General features: G+C 63.8%; 18 protein-coding genes. 5 read left to right on the top strand and 13 right to left on the bottom strand.

The features are described from left to right. The 7 genes from dxs to VK804_RS15835 all read right to left on the bottom strand — a co-directional run. On the bottom strand, positions 1–1156 hold a 1156-nt coding region (gene dxs, locus VK804_RS15865), incomplete at its 3' end, for a 1-deoxy-D-xylulose-5-phosphate synthase (protein WP_325371858.1). A gap of 121 nt (positions 1157–1277) precedes the next feature. Next, positions 1278–1511 carry a hypothetical protein gene (locus VK804_RS15860; protein ID WP_325371855.1) on the bottom strand — a complete coding sequence of 78 codons (234 nt, stop codon included), beginning with the start codon at positions 1509–1511 and terminating at the stop codon, positions 1278–1280. Next, positions 1508–2806 carry a hypothetical protein gene (locus tag VK804_RS15855; RefSeq protein WP_325371853.1) on the bottom strand — a complete coding sequence of 433 codons (1299 nt, stop codon included), beginning with the start codon at positions 2804–2806 and terminating at the stop codon, positions 1508–1510. Before VK804_RS15855 ends, VK804_RS15860 begins: the two co-directional genes overlap by 4 nt. 305 nt (positions 2807–3111) lie before the next feature. Then, positions 3112–3363 carry an exodeoxyribonuclease VII small subunit gene (locus VK804_RS15850; RefSeq protein ID WP_325371851.1) on the bottom strand — a complete coding sequence of 84 codons (252 nt, stop codon included), beginning with the start codon at positions 3361–3363 and terminating at the stop codon, positions 3112–3114. Positions 3364–3412: 49 nt separating this feature from the next. Next, positions 3413–4366: a histone deacetylase family protein gene (locus tag VK804_RS15845; protein ID WP_325371849.1), complete on the bottom strand. Its 954-nt coding sequence runs from the start codon at positions 4364–4366 to the stop codon at positions 3413–3415. 226 nt (positions 4367–4592) lie between these two features. Continuing rightward, a complete protein-coding gene (locus VK804_RS15840; protein WP_325371847.1) occupies positions 4593–6263 on the bottom strand; it encodes a bifunctional metallophosphatase/5'-nucleotidase in 1671 nt (556 codons plus the stop codon). A 223-nt stretch (positions 6264–6486) separates the two neighbouring features. Further along, positions 6487–7248, bottom strand: coding sequence for an enoyl-CoA hydratase-related protein (locus VK804_RS15835; RefSeq protein WP_325371845.1), 762 nt, complete (start codon positions 7246–7248; stop codon positions 6487–6489). Positions 7249–7394: 146 nt separating this feature from the next. Between VK804_RS15835 and VK804_RS15830 the strand changes: the two genes are divergently transcribed. The 4 genes from VK804_RS15830 to VK804_RS15815 all read left to right on the top strand — a co-directional run bounded on the left by VK804_RS15830 (position 7395) and on the right by VK804_RS15815 (position 10392). Next, positions 7395–8333: a ring-cleaving dioxygenase gene (locus VK804_RS15830; RefSeq protein WP_325371844.1), complete on the top strand. Its 939-nt coding sequence runs from the start codon at positions 7395–7397 to the stop codon at positions 8331–8333. A 348-nt stretch (positions 8334–8681) separates the two neighbouring features. Next, complete coding sequence (locus VK804_RS15825) at positions 8682–9707, top strand: hypothetical protein (protein ID WP_325371842.1); 1026 nt, start codon at positions 8682–8684, stop codon at positions 9705–9707. Positions 9708–9861: 154 nt separating this feature from the next. Continuing rightward, positions 9862–10104 carry a hypothetical protein gene (locus VK804_RS15820; protein WP_325371840.1) on the top strand — a complete coding sequence of 81 codons (243 nt, stop codon included), beginning with the start codon at positions 9862–9864 and terminating at the stop codon, positions 10102–10104. Positions 10105–10113: 9 nt separating this feature from the next. Next, on the top strand, positions 10114–10392 hold the full coding sequence (locus tag VK804_RS15815) for a transglycosylase (RefSeq protein ID WP_325371838.1): 279 nt from the start codon (positions 10114–10116) through the stop codon (positions 10390–10392). 31 nt (positions 10393–10423) lie between these two features. On the opposite strand, the gene VK804_RS15810 is transcribed toward VK804_RS15815, so the two are convergent. Then, positions 10424–11407 carry an ABC transporter substrate-binding protein gene (locus VK804_RS15810; RefSeq protein ID WP_325371836.1) on the bottom strand — a complete coding sequence of 328 codons (984 nt, stop codon included), beginning with the start codon at positions 11405–11407 and terminating at the stop codon, positions 10424–10426. A gap of 285 nt (positions 11408–11692) precedes the next feature. On the opposite strand from VK804_RS15810, the gene VK804_RS15805 reads away from it, so the two are divergent. Next, positions 11693–12229 (top strand): GNAT family N-acetyltransferase, encoded by a 537-nt coding sequence (locus VK804_RS15805; protein WP_325371834.1) that lies wholly within the window; start codon positions 11693–11695, stop codon positions 12227–12229. Positions 12230–12280: 51 nt separating this feature from the next. Here VK804_RS15805 and VK804_RS15800 read toward each other — a convergent pair whose 3' ends face one another. From VK804_RS15800 to VK804_RS15780, 5 genes are all read right to left on the bottom strand, one after another. Beyond that, complete coding sequence (locus VK804_RS15800; protein WP_325371832.1) at positions 12281–12736, bottom strand: VOC family protein; 456 nt, start codon at positions 12734–12736, stop codon at positions 12281–12283. Between the two features lie 833 nt (positions 12737–13569). After that, on the bottom strand, positions 13570–13719 hold the full coding sequence (locus tag VK804_RS15795; RefSeq protein ID WP_325371830.1) for a hypothetical protein: 150 nt from the start codon (positions 13717–13719) through the stop codon (positions 13570–13572). Between the two features lie 382 nt (positions 13720–14101). Further along, the gene (locus VK804_RS15790) at positions 14102–14635 is read right to left on the bottom strand and encodes a cytochrome c (protein WP_325371828.1); all 534 of its coding nucleotides are present in this window, start codon (positions 14633–14635) and stop codon (positions 14102–14104) included. Further along, positions 14622–15098 carry a hypothetical protein gene (locus VK804_RS15785; protein WP_325371826.1) on the bottom strand — a complete coding sequence of 159 codons (477 nt, stop codon included), beginning with the start codon at positions 15096–15098 and terminating at the stop codon, positions 14622–14624. The genes VK804_RS15790 and VK804_RS15785 overlap by 14 nt, the downstream gene beginning before the upstream one ends. Continuing rightward, a complete protein-coding gene (locus VK804_RS15780) occupies positions 15091–15939 on the bottom strand; it encodes a molybdopterin-dependent oxidoreductase (RefSeq protein ID WP_325371824.1) in 849 nt (282 codons plus the stop codon). The genes VK804_RS15785 and VK804_RS15780 overlap by 8 nt, the downstream gene beginning before the upstream one ends. Positions 15940–16562: the final 623 nt, after the last annotated feature.

The following is a 16562-nucleotide window of genomic DNA, read 5'->3' as shown; positions in this document are numbered from 1 at the left end:
CCTCGGTGGCGAGACCCGCAGCGAACGTCACCGCATGCTGCTCGGCGATGCCGACGTCAAACGTGCGTTTGGGAAACGCCTTGGCGAAGATGTCGATCCCGGTGCCCGACGGCATCGCCGCGGTGATGCCGACGATCTTCTCGTCCTTCTGGGCTTCCTTGACGAGGCTCTGGCCGAACACGTTCTGGTAGGCCGGTGCATTCGGCTTGGCTTTGGCCTGCGCGCCGGTGGCGACGTCGAACTTGACCACGGCGTGATATTTGTCGGCGGAAGCTTCCGCCGGGCCGTAGCCCTTGCCTTTCTGGGTGACGACGTGAATCAGCACCGGACCGGTCTGCATGTCGCGGACGTTGGCCAGAACCGGCAACAGATGGTCGAGATTGTGGCCGTCGATCGGGCCGACATAATAGAAGCCGAGTTCCTCGAACAGCGTGCCGCCGTCCATCATGAAGCCGCGGGAATATTCCTCGACGCGGTTGGCGCGGTTGGCGATGATCTTCGGCAGGCGCTTGTTGATCTGTTTTGCCGCTTCGCGCAGCGTGCGATAGGTCTTGCCGGAATAGAGCCGCGACAGGTACGCGCTCATCGCGCCGACCGGCGGCGCAATCGACATGTCGTTGTCGTTGAGAATGACGATCAGCCGGGAATTCATCGCGCCGGCATTGTTCATGGCCTCATAGGCCATGCCGGCACTCATCGCGCCGTCGCCGATCACCGCGATGACGTTGTTCTTGCCGCCCGAGAGATCGCGCGCCACGGCCATGCCGAGCGCCGCCGAAATCGAGGTCGAGGAATGCGCGGCGCCGAACGGATCGTAATCGCTCTCGGTGCGCTTGGTGAAGCCGGAGAGTCCACCGCCGGTGCGCAAGGTGCGGATGCGGTCGCGGCGGCCGGTCAGGATCTTGTGCGGATAGGCCTGGTGGCCGACGTCCCAGATCAGGCGGTCGCGCGGGGTGTCGAAAGTATAGTGCAACGCGGTGGTCAGTTCGACCACGCCGAGGCCGGCGCCGAAATGTCCGCCGGTCACCGAGACGGCGTCGATCGTCTCCTGCCGCAATTCGTCGGCGACCTGTCGGACCTGCTCCACCTTGAGCCGGCGTAAATCATCGGGGGTGCGGATGGTGTCGAGAAGCGGCGTCTTACTGAATGCGGTCACTGCGATATTCCAATTTTGCATGTCGGAAAGAGGCCCGACGTGAGATGGGTTGCGCGTTAACCAGCGCAGCGAAAACCCAGACGCCGGATGTCACCTGAGCTAGGCCGAAGCCCGAATTTTTTCAGCCTAGATGCGCTCCGGGTCGGTCAATGTGATGTTCATCACCTTTGGCGATTTCACCCTTCCCAGCCATTTTTATCAAGCTTTTGAACTGCTTACCGTCGCCATCCAGCGGCGGCGGGGCGCTTTCAACAGCCCATAATGCGTCAAGCTTTACACCAAAGCGGCGGTTAAAGCCAACCCGGCGGGCACGGTAACGTGCAGAGGAATTGGCAAGCCCCAAGGGATCATTCAACCCCGGCGCCGCGCCGATGGTTCCATCGCGCCCAAATCGACGGCATCAGTGCGGTCGGCGGGGGGTGCTTCGAGCTGTTTCCAGGCCCATTCGCGCGCGGTGGCGTCGCCGGTCACAACCGTGAGCGCCGCCTCCGGGCGGGTCATGCGTTCGCGCAAGGGGATCGGCCCGCAGACGATCATGAAGAAATCGTAGGCGTGGGGCAGCTCGTTGGCCATCACGAACTGGAAATGCACCCGGAAGAACTTCCAGCGGAACAGGTTGTAGTGCTCGGGCTTGATGATCTCGCGGAACCGGACCGCCAGGATGGTCGGGTTGCGCCGGGCGGCGCCGACGTCGATGCCATGGCCGGCGACCGGATCGAACTGGAAGAAATTCATCACATCCTTGCGGGCCTGGCATTCGATCCAGTCGATCGAAGGCTCGACCGCCAGCTGCCGCAAATGATCGCGGAAATCCTGGGATACCTTGTGAAAGCCGACGATCGGATAATTGCCGCCGAGCGTCAGCAGCACGATACGCGGGCCATGCTGGCCGAGCGAGGGATCGAGCTTTAGCGCGCGCGCCAGGATCTCGGTCCCCAGGAACGATCCCGAACTGTGGCCGACCACGACGATCTCTTCGGCGTCGCTCTTGCGGGCGACGTCCACGAGGTATTGGGCAAAGCGGTCGATGCGCTCATCCCATTCCGGCCGCTGACGGTGAGAAAATTCCCAGGTCCAGATCGTGTCACACAGCAGATAGAGCAGGTAGGTCTGGTTTTCGGTGTATTTCAGCGCAGTCCCCAGCAGCGCAACGAACAGGGCGGTGGCGGCCAGAATGCTGAACAGGTCGGGAACGCCGATCGCAGCGAGTCCTTTTTCGAAGATGAACGCAAATCCCGCGGCACACAACGCCTCGCCCAGCAGCATCAGATGCGGATAGGTGATGAAGGTCGCGAACCGCCAGTTCGCCTTCCAGAACCGGGCGATGGTGCCGCTGAAGACCAGGCGCCAATAAATCCACACGGCGTGGAAAACCGTGTGCCAGATCGGCGCGGCGAGGTCGTGCTGGATGAAGTCCTCGAAACGCAGGAAATCGTAACGGGTGCGGGTCTGCCAGTCGGGAGCTGTCGTCTCGATGGTCCAGGACGCGATCTCGCCGTCAGCCGCCACCTGCGGCCGGCCGATATTGGCGACGAGTTCGTACAGGCGGCCGAACTTCCGCAGTTCGGTCCGGAACATGCGGTAATACTGCGCCAGCCCGCGCGGATCGTATCCCTGCACGTAGATGATATGGCGGTTAAGAACGGGCACTTAACTCATGATCCCCCACCTGATGGCCGGACTATATCAGGCTGGCTGAAGCGCCAAGAGCTAATTCGGCCCCGGGCGGGGGGCTGTTGGCCCCGGATTCAGCTAATATTCCGACGTGTTGCCGGGGAGCGACGCGCGCCCGGCCTGAGTTACCTCGCCCCGCTTGCGGGGAGAGGTCGCCCGGCGAAGCGTAGCGAAGTCGGGCGGGTGAGGGGGACTCTCCGCAAGTCCCAACGCCGAGAGAGCCCCTCACCCCAACCCTCTCCCCGCAAGGGCGGGGCGAGGGAGCAAAGCGCGGCCTTCCGTCACTGCACGTCCAACGGCTCGGTGCCGGTCGGCTGGCCTGTTGCATCGGTGGTGATCTTGTCGACCCGGGCTTCGGCCTGGCGCAGCAGCTCCTCGCAGCGGCGCTTCAGGGCCTCGCCGCGCTCGTAGATCGCGACCGATTCCTCCAGCGGCACCTTGCCGTCCTCGAGCCGCTTGACGATGGACTCGAGTTCCTCGAGCGCGCGCTCGAAACTCAGCTTCTTGACGTCGGTCTGCGGTGTTTCGGCCATGTTGCTTTCCCGGATGCGCGGCTTTGAACGGCGCCGACTCAGTTGAAAATCATGCGGATGGTTTATGGCGGGAATCCGCGCCCATCAACGCGGTGACATGGGCTGCGACCGACTCCTGCAGGCCCTGCAGATCATAGCCGCCCTCCATCACCGAGACAATTCGCCCGCCTGCGCTCTTGTCGGCGACATCCATCAGCTGCTGCGTGACCCAGCCGAAATCCTCCGCCCTCAGGTTGAGCGAGGCCAAGGGATCGCGATAATGCGCATCGAAGCCGGCCGAGACGATGATCAGTTCCGGAGAGAATTTCCGCAAATTGGGCAGGATGACGTTCTCGAACGCGGCGCGGAATTTCGCCCCGCCGTCTTCGGAGGCGAGCGGCGCATTGACGATGGTGTCGTGCTCGCCGCGCTCGCCACTGGCGCCGGTGCCTGGAAACAGCGGCATCTGGTGGGTCGAGCAATACATCACGGTTTTGTCGGCCCAGAAGATATCCTGCGTGCCATTGCCGTGATGGACGTCGAAATCGACCACCGCGGCGCGCGCGATGCCGTATTTGCGCTGGGCGTGACGGGCGGCAATCGCCGCATTGTCGAAAAAGCAGAAACCCATGGCGGTCGACTTTTCGGCGTGATGGCCGGGCGGGCGGACCGCGACGAAGGCGTTGTCGTGCGTGCCCGACATGACCGCGTCGGTGGCCGCGACCGCGCCGCCGACGCCCCGCATCACCGCCTCCCAGGTGCCCGGCGACATCGAGGTGTCGCCGTCGATATAGACGAGCCCTTTCGTCGGCGCGAGATGCCTGATTTCGCCGACGTAATGCTCGTTGTGGCAGAGCGTGACGGAATCCAGCGACCCCTCCGGCGCCTCGCCGCGCACGAGAGTGTTGAAGCGCTCATGCGCCAGCGCCTTGTTGACCGCGCGCAGCCGATCGGGGCGTTCCGGATGGTCCGGGGCCGTGACGTGATCGAGAAAGGCCGGGTGGGTGAGATAAAGCGTGGTCATGCAGGGCCCTGGGCGCGCAACGGCGCGCTTTTCGAGAAGCGGCTAACTTAAGGGCTCGCCGGCCGCTCGGAAAGAGCCGGGGTTCCACCTATCGTCATTGCCGGGCATAGCCGTCCGAAGGACGGCGTCGCTTCCGCTCGCCTATGCCCGGCAATCCATCACCTTCGAAAGACTCCTTGCGAAGAGGATGGATGCCCGGGTCGAGCCCGGGCATGACGATATCCGCTCAATTCACCCGCGCGATGCGATCGGGCGTGATCGGGGCGATCGGGCTATGGGCCTGGAAATAGGCGTACAGCGCATCCGAATCGTAGATGCCGACGCGAGGCGCCGTGCCCTCTTTCAGCACCGTAAAACTATCGCCGCCGACGGAGAGATAATTGTTCACGGTGACGCGATAGCTCGTCTTGGGATCGATGCGCTTCCCGTTCAGCATCACGCTGTCGGCGATCACGCGCTCGCCATAAGGCTTTGCGGCGTCCCAGCGATAGGAAAATCCCTTCGAAACCTGCAGGATCCGCGGCCGCTTCGGATCGAGCCATTGCTGCTCGAGCGCGTCCTTGATCTGCGTCCCCGTCAGCGTCAGCGTCACCAATTGGTTGCGGAACGGCTGGCTGGCGAACACATCGGCATAGCTGACGCTGCCGTCGTCCTTCTTTGCGATATCGATGCGGATGCCGCCGGGATTGGTGAGCGCGATCACGGCCGCGCCGTTGGCATCGCTCGCGGTCGCGGCGAGTTGCGCGTCGGCGATGATGTCGCCGAGCGGGCTCTCGCCGGCCTCGTTGGGGGTGCGCGACAGCGTGTCGGTGACCGCGCCGGCGCGGCGGTTGGCGATCGGTGCGGCAACCTTGTCGTAGGACTGCAACAGCGCGGTCTGGTCGGGATCCTTGTCATAGGTGCCGACGCCGACGATGACATTGTCGGCGTGGGCGCTGACGACGTCGCGCGTGGTGCGATCGAGCTTCAGGTCGATCGTGGTGACGAGCGTGCCGAATTTGTCGGCGGACGTGACGAGCTTGCCGTCGATCTCGCAGACATAGGCCTGATGGGTATGGCCCGAGATCACCACATCGACCGCGCTGTCGAACCTTTTCACGATGTCGACGATCGGGCCGGCGATGTCGGGGCACTCATTATAGTCGCCGGTTGGAAAGCCGCCCTGGTGGATCAGCACCACGATGGCCTCGACCCCGCGCGCCCTCAATTTCGGCACCAGCGCGTTCACCGTCTCGGCCTCATCCAGGAATTCGAGGTTGGCAACGCCGGTGGGCGAGACGATATCGGGCGTACCCTTCAGCGTCAGCCCGATGAAGGCGACCGGAATGCCCTCGAATTTCCTGATCTCGTAAGCCGGGAAGATGGTCTTGCCGGTTCGCCGCTCGAAGGTGGAGGCCGCGAGATAATGAAATTTGGCACCGGTGAAAGGGTGGGGCCCCTGGCAGCCGTCGACGGGATGGCAGCCGCCGTTCTGCATCCGCTTCAGCTCGTCTACGCCCTCGTCGAATTCGTGGTTGCCGACGGCGGAGATCGCAAGCCCCATCATCGACATCGATTCGACGGTCGGCTCGTCGTGGAACATTGCCGACAGCAACGGGCTGGCGCCGATCAGATCGCCGGCGGCGACGAAGATCGTGTTGGCGTGGCCCTCGCTCAAATGCTTCACCAGCGTCGCCATGGTTTCGGCGCCGCCGGCGGGGACGGCGATCTTCTTGGTCTTGTCGGCGGGATCGTCGATTCGGATGCCGCCGGGCGGCGGGCGTAGATAGCCGTGGAAATCGTTGATCGCGAGAATGCGCAGCTCGACCGGCCCCGCCTGCGCCATCGCACGCGAGGCAGGAGCGAACGCGAGGGCCAATGTCAGGGCTGCGAGGAGAGGCGAGAGCGAGTGTTTCATGACTCGCTATTATAGCGCGGCATCGCGACGATTCTTCGTCATGGCCGGGCTTGTCCCGGCCATCCACGTCTTTCTTCCTTCTTTGGGAGCGGCAAAGACGTGGATGCCCGGGTCACCCGTCTACGCTAAAGCTTCGCCGGGTCTTCACTGCTGGGTCCACCGAAGCCCTGGCGGAGGCGGAAGCCCGGGCATGACGACTTCCCTTATTTCCGCAAGCCGCCCCTCACGCCTTCATGCGCGCGGCGATCGCCTTGAAGGCGGCGGCGGCCTCGTGGGAGTGCATCTGCTCGCCGGCGAGGTAGTCTTCGAGGTCGATCCGGCGGGTCAACTCCTCCGGCGGCAGCCTCAGCATCCGGCGCGAGACCGCGACCGCCTGCGGCGGCAGTTCGCAGATCTCCAGCGCCGCCTTGCGCGCCTCGGCTTCGGCGTGGCCGGGCGGCACCACGGCGTTGACGAAGCCGGCGATGCGGGCATCGTTGGCGCTGATGGTGCGTCCCATCACCAGCGCTGCGAAGGCACGCTGATGTCCCATCGTGCGCGGCATCAACAGGCTGGAGGCGCCTTGCGGCACCAGGCCGAAATGGATGAACGGCGTGGAGAATGTCGAGGTCGTGCCGGCCACGACGTAATCGCAATGGAACAGCATGCTGGTGCCGATGCCGACCGCGCTGCCGTCGACGGCGGCGATCAGCGGCTTGACGTTCTGCACCAGCGAATAGAGGAACTTGGTGGCGCTGGAGGCGCGCGGGCCGCCGTCGCTGGAGGCGACTTCGCCGGCGAGGTCGTCGAGATCGTTTCCTGCGGTGAATACGCCCGAGCCGCCGGTGATGATGATGCAGCGGATGTCCGGATTGTTCTGCGCGGTATCGATGGCATCGCTTAAGGCGCGAAACATCTCCTGCGTGATCGCATTCTTCTTTTCCGGCCGCCGCAGCCTGATCACGCGGGTCGCGTCTTCGTCGGTAACGATCACCTGGCGGTTCATGGCAGTCCTCGAACCCGGCAAAAGGCTCCAACTGACTAATTTTTATGCATTTGCTTACATAATCCTTACATTATTTATATAGCGGCGGATACTGCGGCGTTCCATTTTTCCCCCGGCTGACTCAATGACGTGCGCGAGGAGCTGCCATGCAATTGACCGGGATCCACCATTTGACCGCGATATCGGCCAAACCGCGGGACAACCTGGCGTTCTACACCGGCACCCTCGGCATGCGGCTGGTGAAGAAGACCGTCAACCAGGATGACGTCAGCGCCTATCACCTGTTCTACGCCGACGGCAAAGCCAACCCCGGCACGGACCTGACCTTCTTCGATTTTCCGGCCGCCCCCGAGCGGCGCGGCAGCAACAGCATTTCCCGCACCGGCTTGCGGGTATCGGGCGAAAAGACCCTCGGCTTCTGGCGCGACCGCCTGAGGCAGGCGGGCGGTCATACAGGCGATGTCGTCGAAGTCGACGCCAGGCTGACGCTGCCGTTCGAGGACAAGGAAGGCCAGCGGCTGGTGCTGGTCGATGATGGCGGCGCGGGGCCGGCCTCGCCGTGGGAGAAAAGCACGGTGCCGCCGGAGCATCAGATCCGCGGCCTCGGCCCGATCATGCTCACCGTGCGCGATCTTTCGCGCACCGAGCGCGTGCTGACAGGTGTGATGACCATGCGGCGGGCGCGCGACTATGCCGCGTACGGCGCGCATATTCACGTGTTCGCGATGGGCGAGGGCGGCCCCGCCGCCGAACTGCATGTCCTCGAGAGCAAGGATGTGGCCGAAGCGCGGCAAGGCGCCGGCGGCGTGCATCACGTCGCGTTCCGCACGCCCGACGAGGCGCAGTATCACGCCTGGACGGCCCGGCTCAACGAACTTGGCATCCGCAACTCCGGTGAGATCGACCGCTTCTATTTCCGCAGCCTGTATTTCCGCGAGCCCAACGGCATCCTGTTCGAGATCGCCACCGACGGCCCCGGCTTCGCGACCGACGAGCCGATGGAGGCGCTCGGCGAAAAACTCGCGCTGCCGCCGTTCCTCGAGCCGCGCCGCGCGCAGATCGAAGCCGGGCTGAAGCAGATCTAGCTCGTCATGGCCGGGGCAGCCCGGGCATGAAGTTGGAAGCAGCCATGCGAGTCGTGCGCACCGGCGTCATCCTGAGGTGCGCGCAGCGGCGCAATTGCGCTGCTGACTTGCGCCCCTAAGGATGGGCCACGGGTGCAAACCTCTCATCCTTCGAGGCTCGCCGAAGAGGCTCGCACCTCAGGATGACGCCGGTGCCTTCGCAGGCCCGGTTCCCTCAGCCCCACACTCTCCATCCCACCGCCTTGCTTTGGTCAAACCGCGGTGAAGTCTGGGGCAGGGCACGGTCGGCGCGGGCGCAAATCGGCCGACCGCGCCGCTGCGCTGTCATTGGACCAAGGGGATGAGCCAATGCAATCCACGTTGAAGCCGAAGCCGGCCGACGATCCGCATGATGTGCTGGTGGTCGCACCCGATCTCGTTCGGGTCGCGCCTGCGGAAGAAGAGCTTTCCAGCCTGTTGCGCGAGGCCGCGCGCCAGCACGCGGCGCCGGCCAGAGCGTTTTCGAGCGAAGTGGGCACCGGTTCGCGTGAAGAAAACGCGTCAAATCAAAAAGGCTCCAAAACCCAGCCCGATCGCGCGGTGCCACCGGTCGACACGACGTTTCGCGCCGCCGTGGTCGACGATGGCAGGCGATTGATCGGCCGGCGGTTGTGGCGCGGCTTTCTTGCGCTGCTGCTGGTCGCCTGCCTCGGTGGCGCAGGGGTCGCATGGCAGGCCTATGGCGATACGGCGAGAGCGCTGATCGCGACATCGGCGCCGGAGTTCGTCACTTCGCTGCTGCCGGCGCAAAAACCGGAAACATCGGTGCAGCCGGCCGCGCCCGCGGCCGAGACGGAAGCCGCCGATGCCGCGCCCGCGCCGGCAGCCGTTACGCCGGCAATCTCGGCGCAGCCGGCAGCTCCGCCGCAGGCCACGCCCGACGCCGCGGCGCCAGCGGCGGCCGCCGCGCCGTCGCCGGAATCGGCGCCGTTGCTGCAATCGATGGCGCGCGACGTCGCAAGCCTGACGCAACAGGTCGAGGCGCTCAAGGCCAGCGTCGATCAGCTCAAGGCCAGCCAGCAACAGATCTCCCGCGACGCCGCCAAGGCGGCTGACAAGGCGGCTGACAAGGCCGCCGAGCCGAACCCGCGGCCGAAGCCGGCAAAACTGGCCGCGGCCCCGCCGCGTCCGATCGCGCGGCCGCGCCAGCCGATGCCGATCTATCAGCCGGCCTATCCACCGCAGGCACAGATCGCGCCTCCGCCGCCGCAATCGGCCGCATATCCACCGACCGCGCCCTATTACGCGCCGCGGCAAGCGGAGCCGCCGGCGGCCTCGCCCTCGGATGATCCGGAATTGTCAGCGGTGCCGCGCCCGCCAATGCCGTTGCGGTAGCAAGCTCGTTCCTGCTCCCCTCCCCCACACGCGGAGAGCGCGTGGGGGGAGGGGAGATCACCAATTACCGCACCCGCCAGCAAACCCTGATAGTCAGTCGTCCTCCCGTCTGCTAGCTTCCGCACATCGTGAAAATGCCTTGGGGAGACGGACCATGCACTTCTTGCCCGAACAATACGCGTGGTTCGAGCCCGTGCTCATCGCGGCCATCGTCGTATTCGTGATCGATCTGATCGGCAACACGATCGGTTTCGGCAACCGCTTCGTCGGCGCGCTGATGAGCGCCATCCTGTTTGCCGTCGTGTTCGGAGCCCTGGTCTATTTCGGCTACGGCAGCGTGTCGATGCAGGTGACGACGACCCCGAGCGCGACGGCGCCCGCTCAAGCGCCGAAGTAGCCCGGCTCCATGCGCGCCACCGATCCGCTCCTGACGTTTCTTTTGGTTCTCGCCATCGGCGTCGTCGCCGGCATCCTGTTCGACCGGCTGGCCGGGCCGTCGTGGCTCGCCCGGCAGTTTGCGGGATCGAGGAGGGGTATCGTCACCAGCGCACTCGTGGGTATAGCCGGCGCGTTCGTCGGTTATCACATCGCTATGCTGGCGCTCGCGGGCGATCTGCTGACGTCGCTCGTCGCCGCGGCGATTGGTGCTGCCGTGTTGCTGTACGCCTGGCGAACGGCCAGGTGAGAAGCAAAGTAACGGAACGAGCCGCGCCGCCTCATTCGATTACATCGTCGGCCTGGGTCAGTAGCGTCGCCGGCACGGTGAGGCCGAGCGCCTTTGCGGTCTTGAGGTTGATCACCAGCTCGAACTTGGTGGGCTGCATGACCGGCAATTCCGATGGCTGCTCGCCCTTGAGTATTCGCCCCGCATAGACGCCCATATTGCGATGCGCATCCGTCAGGCTGGCGCCGTAGCTCATCAATCCGCCGGCCAACGCCGATTCCCTGAAATCGAACATCGACGGCAGATGGTAGCGCATCGCCAGCGCGGCCAGTTGCTCACGCCTGTTGTTGAAGAAGGCGTCGGTGCCGACCAGCAGCGCATCGGCCTTCGCCGCGGCGACGGCTTGAAACGTCTGGTCGAAGTCGCCTTCGTCGAAAGTCCGCGCGACCTGGATTCGCAGGCCGATCGCCTCGGCCGCCGCGCGAGCGCTCTTGACCTGAAAGTCGGCGGTCGGGCTGGTCGACCTGACCAGGAATCCGATTTGCGTCGCCGACGGCATCAGCTCGTGGAGCAGCTGCAAACGCCTGGAGACGATCTCGGCGTTGAGCAGTTGAATTCCGGTCGCATTGCCGCCGGGGTGGCTGAAGCTGTTGACAAGCCCGTCCTCGACCGGGTCGCCGGCCATCATGAAGACGATGGCAATCGTCGTGGTGGCGGCCTCGGCGGCCAGCGCGGCATTGATGTTGTTCGCGCAAATCACGGCCACGTTTCGGCCGGCCAGATCGGCGGCCATCGCCGGGAGATTCTCGCTGTGACCCTCGCCCCAGCGCAACTCGATCGCCACGTTGTTGCCTTCGACATAGCCGGTTTCCTTCAGGCCCGCGCGGAAGGCGGCAAGGTAGGCCGCGGACTCCTGCTGCAATCCGCTGTAGAGAAACCCGATGGTCGGCAGTTTTGCGGGCTGCTGCGCGGCGGCGGCAAGCGGCCGCGCCGCCGCCGCGCCGCCGATCAGGCCTAAGAACTCACGTCGCTTCACTCGATGCCTCGTCGGATGCCGGCCGCTGCATGGTGAGCCGCCGGGCGGCAGCGTACCGATCAAACGCATGCCATCAAAGCGCAAAATCCGCAGCCGGATTGGACGTCCCGCAGGCAGCACGCAGCATGGGTGGGGCGACATGTCCGCCGCTTCCATGTTAGCTTCAAAGCCCTGCGGGAGTGGACCATGGAAGAAAAGACCAGACTTCTGGAAGCCGCCTCAAATCCGCGCCGGGCAACGCTCGACGATGCGGTCAGTCTCTCAAAACTCTTCGCCTCGGCTTTCGTGGACGATCCGCTGTTCGATTACATGGTTCGCGCGGGAGCCGGACGAACGGCGGCACTCGAAATGTTCTTCCATGAAATTCTTTCGGCACGCGACATTCCGCAGGGCGAGGTCTGGATGAGTCCGGACGGGCATGCGTGCGTGTGCTGGTTGAAGCCCGATGCGCGGCGGTCTCCCGGCGGATTGGTTCAGAAACTGGGTTGGCTGCCGTTCTTCGTCGGAGTGTTCGGGCTTGCCAGGTTCACGCGCGGAATGGCGATCATGGAGGCCATGGAAAAAAATCATCCGCGCGAGCCGCATTTCTATCTCACCTTCGCCGCGGTTTCTCCCGGATATCACGGGGTTGGATTGGGATCGCGAATCCTCAAGGCAACACTCGCGCCAATCGATGCCGCAGGCCACGCCGCATATGTCGAGAGTTCGAATCCGAAGAACGCGACATTCTACGAGCGGGCCGGGTTTGTCGCCCGGAAGAACATCGCCCCTGCCGGTGCTCCCCCGCTCATTGCCATGTGGCGCGATGCAAGAACGAAATGACGGACGCGCTGCCCGTGATGGCGATGAGCTTCCTGACGTTTGGGCTCAGCCTCAACCGTACAAAACGCCCGGCTTGCTTTGTCCGACTTCGATGATGTAGCCGTCGGGATCGCGGATGTAGCAGCGGATCTCGCCATACTTGTCCTTTGGCTCCGTGATGAACTCGGCGCCCCGGCTCTTCCAGAGTTCATAGCATGCCTGGATATCCGCAACGCGGATGTTCATGAAGCTGCTGAGCCGGTCCGGGTTGGGCGGGACTTCGAGAATGACCGACGGCTTGTCGGGGGTCGGACCGCCGCCGACGTTGAGGATCATCCAGGTGTTTGCGATCTGGATATACACCGGCGCGCCGCCGCTGTCGCCCCGGCTCAAAACGCGGGCTCCGAACACCGTCTCGTAGAATCGAGCCGATCTCTCCATATCCGTGACCGTGAGGAAATGCGCGATGGAAAATCCCTCGCGCGGCGGCATCTCGTAGATTTTCTGCTCGACTTGTACGTTGCTCATGGACCACTCCTGCGCTCCGCTACCGCGTCGAAAGAAATGCAAGCGCCAACACGACCAGCCATCCCACGATGACCACGGAGGTCAAGGCCCCCGCGGTTATCCTGGCTTTCTCTTTCGGGCTGTATTCTCGCATTCAACGCCTCGGTAGCCTCGTCCCTATTGTCTCACAGGTTGAAATCCCTGCAATATCCTTTGGGCAATCCAGCCGATGACCAAGGGGCGGGTTACGCCTTCGGCTACACCCACGGGCTACGATGCAGATAGCGAACCGGTGAAATGAAAATCGAGCAAGAGGCCGCCAACTAAGGAGGCCCCGAGAGGAAAGCGATGCCATTTCTCTGCGGTATTGTTGGCGCGATTGGTGGATGGGTTGGCGGGATGCTGGCTCAGGAAAACCGCTCATGTCGCTTGCCGGTGCTACGGGCGGATTCGTCGGGGCATTCTACGGTGGCCTGAAGTAATTACCGGTCCCGGAAATCGAACCAGGTCACCGTGAACTTCAAATTGAGCCACGGGGCTCGGAAATAGCAGGCAGGGCGGATTGGAACCCAACGTTTCAGCGCAAAGCGCGGCCCGATAGGCGTAATCCGCTGTTTGCGGATGACCAAGAGGCGGGTTACGCCTTTGGCCGAATTTAGGCCACTCGCAGATTCAAAACAGGCTACCGATCCGGGAACGGTATTGGGAGGCCGGGAGTTATGAGGGGGTGTCTGACGTGTCTTTATCGTTGCCCGAGGCACACAAGACGCCTTCCCCAACGGTCCCAGCCAGTCCCGCGCTGGGGCCGTTTCTTTGGCGCTTTCAAATGAAAAGGGGCTGCCAGCTGAGGCGGCCTACTCCTTGCTTTCCAGCTCAACCGCCTGCTCGATGTATTCAGCGGCTAGCTTCCGCAGTTCAGTTTGCGTTACGGGGTCGGTGATCTTGTCGGCATGCCACCGGCACTTCGTGGCCTGATCGCGCAAATAGGTGGAACGTTCGGACATGCGCCACTATCGCATGTCGGGCGATGAAGCGATGGCCAATAGCGCTCACTTTGGCGGCTGTAGTCCCGGCGAATTGGCCCAATCGTCCAAATGAGACGCCGCTTCGGCCTGACTTGCTTTCTTGAGTAGGGCGTCGCGCTCTGGACCAGGTGGAAGCCTTTTGGCCCGTTCGCGAACCTCATCGGCCCAAGCGGTGAGTCTGTCCTTAAGTGTTATGTTTTGCTTGAAGCGGCGCCGGTGTTGCATGACACAACCTCGTTGCTTACGGGTCCTAACCGTAGGGTTCATTCGCACTCTAAATCTAACATGCCGACCCGTGCCGATCTGTTCACTAGTGAACACGAATCGAATTGGGACACCAGGAACCATCAAATTGGAACAACTAAATCCGATCCGGAAACCGAATGATAAAATTATCCCGATTGGGCATCTTCACCTTCGGCAGGCTTTGCGCGTCCATCGCCTCATCCGCGCCGATCAGTTTATTCTCGGCGAGGATGTAGGCGGTGAGCGCGTAGACTTCGTCGTCGGAGAGCGAGCGCGGGCTGGTGAACGGCATGGCGCGGCGGATGAAGTCGAAGATCGTGGTGGCGTAGGGCCAGAAATTCTTGATGGTTTTTTGGCCTGCGTTGATGCCGGCGATCTTCTGGTCGCTGACCAGCGCTGCGGCAGCGCCGCCTCTGCCGTTGTCGCCGTGACAGGCGACGCATTGTTGCGCGTAGATCACCGCGCCTTGCGCGGGCGTGCCGCTGCCTTTCGGCAGGCCGGTGCCGTCGGGCAGGATGCTGATGTCCCAGGCGGCGATCGCAGCCTCGTCGATCGGTTTGCCGAGATTGGGCGTCTCGGCGATCGCCGCGGCGGCCGTCATCGCGAGCAGAACGGTGGCGGCGAAGATCGTGCGCTTACGCGTAAACATGCTTGACCTCCCCGTTGGTCGCAACGCCCCAGCTGGTGATCGAATTGTAATGCTGGTTGGGAAAGGCCAGCACCGGCGCCGGTTTTGCGAGTTCGCCGCGGACGGCGACGAATTCGGCGCGGGTCGGCTGCACATTGCCGGCCTCGTCCCAGGCCCGGCTCTGCAGGGTGGCCGGGCCGCCGTCCCAGCGCCACGGCAGGCGGAAGCGGGTAAAGGCCTTGCTCAGCACCGGCTCCTGCAATGCGGCCTGCGCAAAACTCTGGCCGCCGTCGGCCGAAACCATCACCTTCTGGATTCGCCCGGTGCCGGAATAGGCGACGCCGGAAATCTCGTAGAGGCCGGGTCCCTTCAGCTTCGCGCCGTGCGACGGGCTGGTGATGAAGGATTTTACTTCCTGCAGGAAATAGAACCGGTAGGCCTTGCCGTCGGGCAGGATCTGCGAATAGGTCCGCGCCTCATACATGCTGAGCGGGCTGCTCGGTGAGTTTGATCCGGCGCAGGAATTTCACGTTCATGTTGCCCTCGTAGCCGGGCAGCAGCAGCCGCATCGGATAGCCGTTGCCGGGCATCAGCCGCTCGCCGTTCTGGTAGAGCGCGATCATGGCGTCATCCAGCGCCTTCTTCACCGGCACGCTGCGGCTCAGATGCGGCGAGTCCGCGCCCTCCGCGATGAACCATTTTGCGCGTGGATCGATGCCGGTTTCTTCCAGCAGCGTCGAAAGCTTTACGCCGGTCCACTCCGCGCAGGAGACCAGCCCGTGCAGCGCCTGCACGGTCTCCTGCATCGGCTCCGGCGAAAACATCGGCGCGCTGTTGCCGCCGCATTCCAGGAACGAGACGCGGGTGGTCATGGGATAGCGCGACAGCGTCTCCAGTGAAAACTCCAGCGGCCGATTCACCAGGCCATGGATCACGAGGCGATGTTTGTCGGGATCGATGGTGGGGACGCCGCCGTGATTGATGGCAAAATGCAGCCCGTTCGGCGTGGTCATGCCGTTGAGCATATGATGCGGCGTGCGGGCGTGGGAATTGCGCGGCTCGAAATTCGGATTGCTCAGCGTGCGCGCCACCTTCGCCTCAAATTTCGACGGCGTCTGGTAGACCGGCATCGGCTCACCGACCTCGAGACTCCAGGGGTCGTCCGTGAGCGGTTCGGCGCCGGCCGAGGCCGGGCCGATGCCCGCGCCGATCGCACCCGCCACCATCATGCCGCGCCCGAGCAGCGCGCGGCGGTCGATCAATCCGTTGCCGGCCGTGGCCTCCAGCTTGTGACCACGCGCGTTGCGATCCCCGGTTCTCGGCATGCGAGCCTCCCTCGGGCCCGGACGTTATGGGATTCGTCCCCTTGGCCCACGCGCAAGGATAGCGCTTTGCGACAGGGCCGTCTAACACAACTGCTCAAGGTCTCGCACGGCGCGCTCCCCTCCTCCCGCGCGCCCTTGCGCGTGGCGGGGAGGGGTCGGGGGTGGGGGGTGCTTCAACATATTCGGTGCAAGAATTGAGCTGCGAATTTGCTGCACCACCCCCGACCCCTTCCCCACCGCTTCGCTTCGCTCGCGGGGGGAGGGGAGAAGCGCACCGCGCCGACCGGTTTCGGCCTTCCCGCCACCAGGTGATTTGCCCGGATGTCAAGCCCTTCCAGAAAAAATATTCTTCTTTATCGAATATTCTGATTATCCTATATTGCTCCCCGTCCCGCCCCACCAAAAGGGGCGTATCATGATCGTCGCGAACGCGGGGCGGGATGCGGTGGACGCGGATGGTGCCTTTGACGAACGGCGCCGGACGCGGACGGAAAAGACGCGTGGTCCTGGCACCTCGACGCTGGTGTCAAGTTCTTGAGAAGCAAGCTTCTCAGGGGTGACGGTGGCCAAAGAGCCCGAGCACCGGGGAGAGCGCGCCCATAATCCGTAAACCATTGCGTGGG

It is taken from the genome of Bradyrhizobium sp. (assembly GCF_035484855.1).
Classification (GTDB): Bacteria; Pseudomonadota; Alphaproteobacteria; order Rhizobiales; family Xanthobacteraceae; genus Bradyrhizobium.
Note: the sequence above shows the minus strand (reverse complement) of the source record. Positions and strands in the feature narration are given on the sequence as shown.

Excerpts from the sequence above, each read along its gene's own strand:
- VK804_RS15800 (WP_325371832.1), bottom strand. The coding sequence starts at position 12,736 with ATGAGCAACGTACAAGTCGAGCAGAAAATCTACGAGATGCCGCCGCGC.
- VK804_RS15825 (WP_325371842.1), top strand. The coding sequence starts at position 8,682 with ATGCAATCCACGTTGAAGCCGAAGCCGGCCGACGATCCGCATGATGTG.
- VK804_RS15850 (WP_325371851.1), bottom strand. The coding sequence starts at position 3,363 with ATGGCCGAAACACCGCAGACCGACGTCAAGAAGCTGAGTTTCGAGCGC.
- VK804_RS15835 (WP_325371845.1), bottom strand. The coding sequence starts at position 7,248 with ATGAACCGCCAGGTGATCGTTACCGACGAAGACGCGACCCGCGTGATC.
- VK804_RS15780 (WP_325371824.1), bottom strand. The coding sequence starts at position 15,939 with ATGCCGAGAACCGGGGATCGCAACGCGCGTGGTCACAAGCTGGAGGCC.
- VK804_RS15845 (WP_325371849.1), bottom strand. The coding sequence starts at position 4,366 with ATGACCACGCTTTATCTCACCCACCCGGCCTTTCTCGATCACGTCACG.
- VK804_RS15830 (WP_325371844.1), top strand. The coding sequence starts at position 7,395 with ATGCAATTGACCGGGATCCACCATTTGACCGCGATATCGGCCAAACCG.
- VK804_RS15815 (WP_325371838.1), top strand. The coding sequence starts at position 10,114 with ATGCGCGCCACCGATCCGCTCCTGACGTTTCTTTTGGTTCTCGCCATC.
- VK804_RS15840 (WP_325371847.1), bottom strand. The coding sequence starts at position 6,263 with ATGAAACACTCGCTCTCGCCTCTCCTCGCAGCCCTGACATTGGCCCTC.
- VK804_RS15785 (WP_325371826.1), bottom strand. The coding sequence starts at position 15,098 with ATGTATGAGGCGCGGACCTATTCGCAGATCCTGCCCGACGGCAAGGCC.
- VK804_RS15795 (WP_325371830.1), bottom strand. The coding sequence starts at position 13,719 with ATGTCCGAACGTTCCACCTATTTGCGCGATCAGGCCACGAAGTGCCGG.
- VK804_RS15790 (WP_325371828.1), bottom strand. The coding sequence starts at position 14,635 with ATGTTTACGCGTAAGCGCACGATCTTCGCCGCCACCGTTCTGCTCGCG.
- VK804_RS15820 (WP_325371840.1), top strand. The coding sequence starts at position 9,862 with ATGCACTTCTTGCCCGAACAATACGCGTGGTTCGAGCCCGTGCTCATC.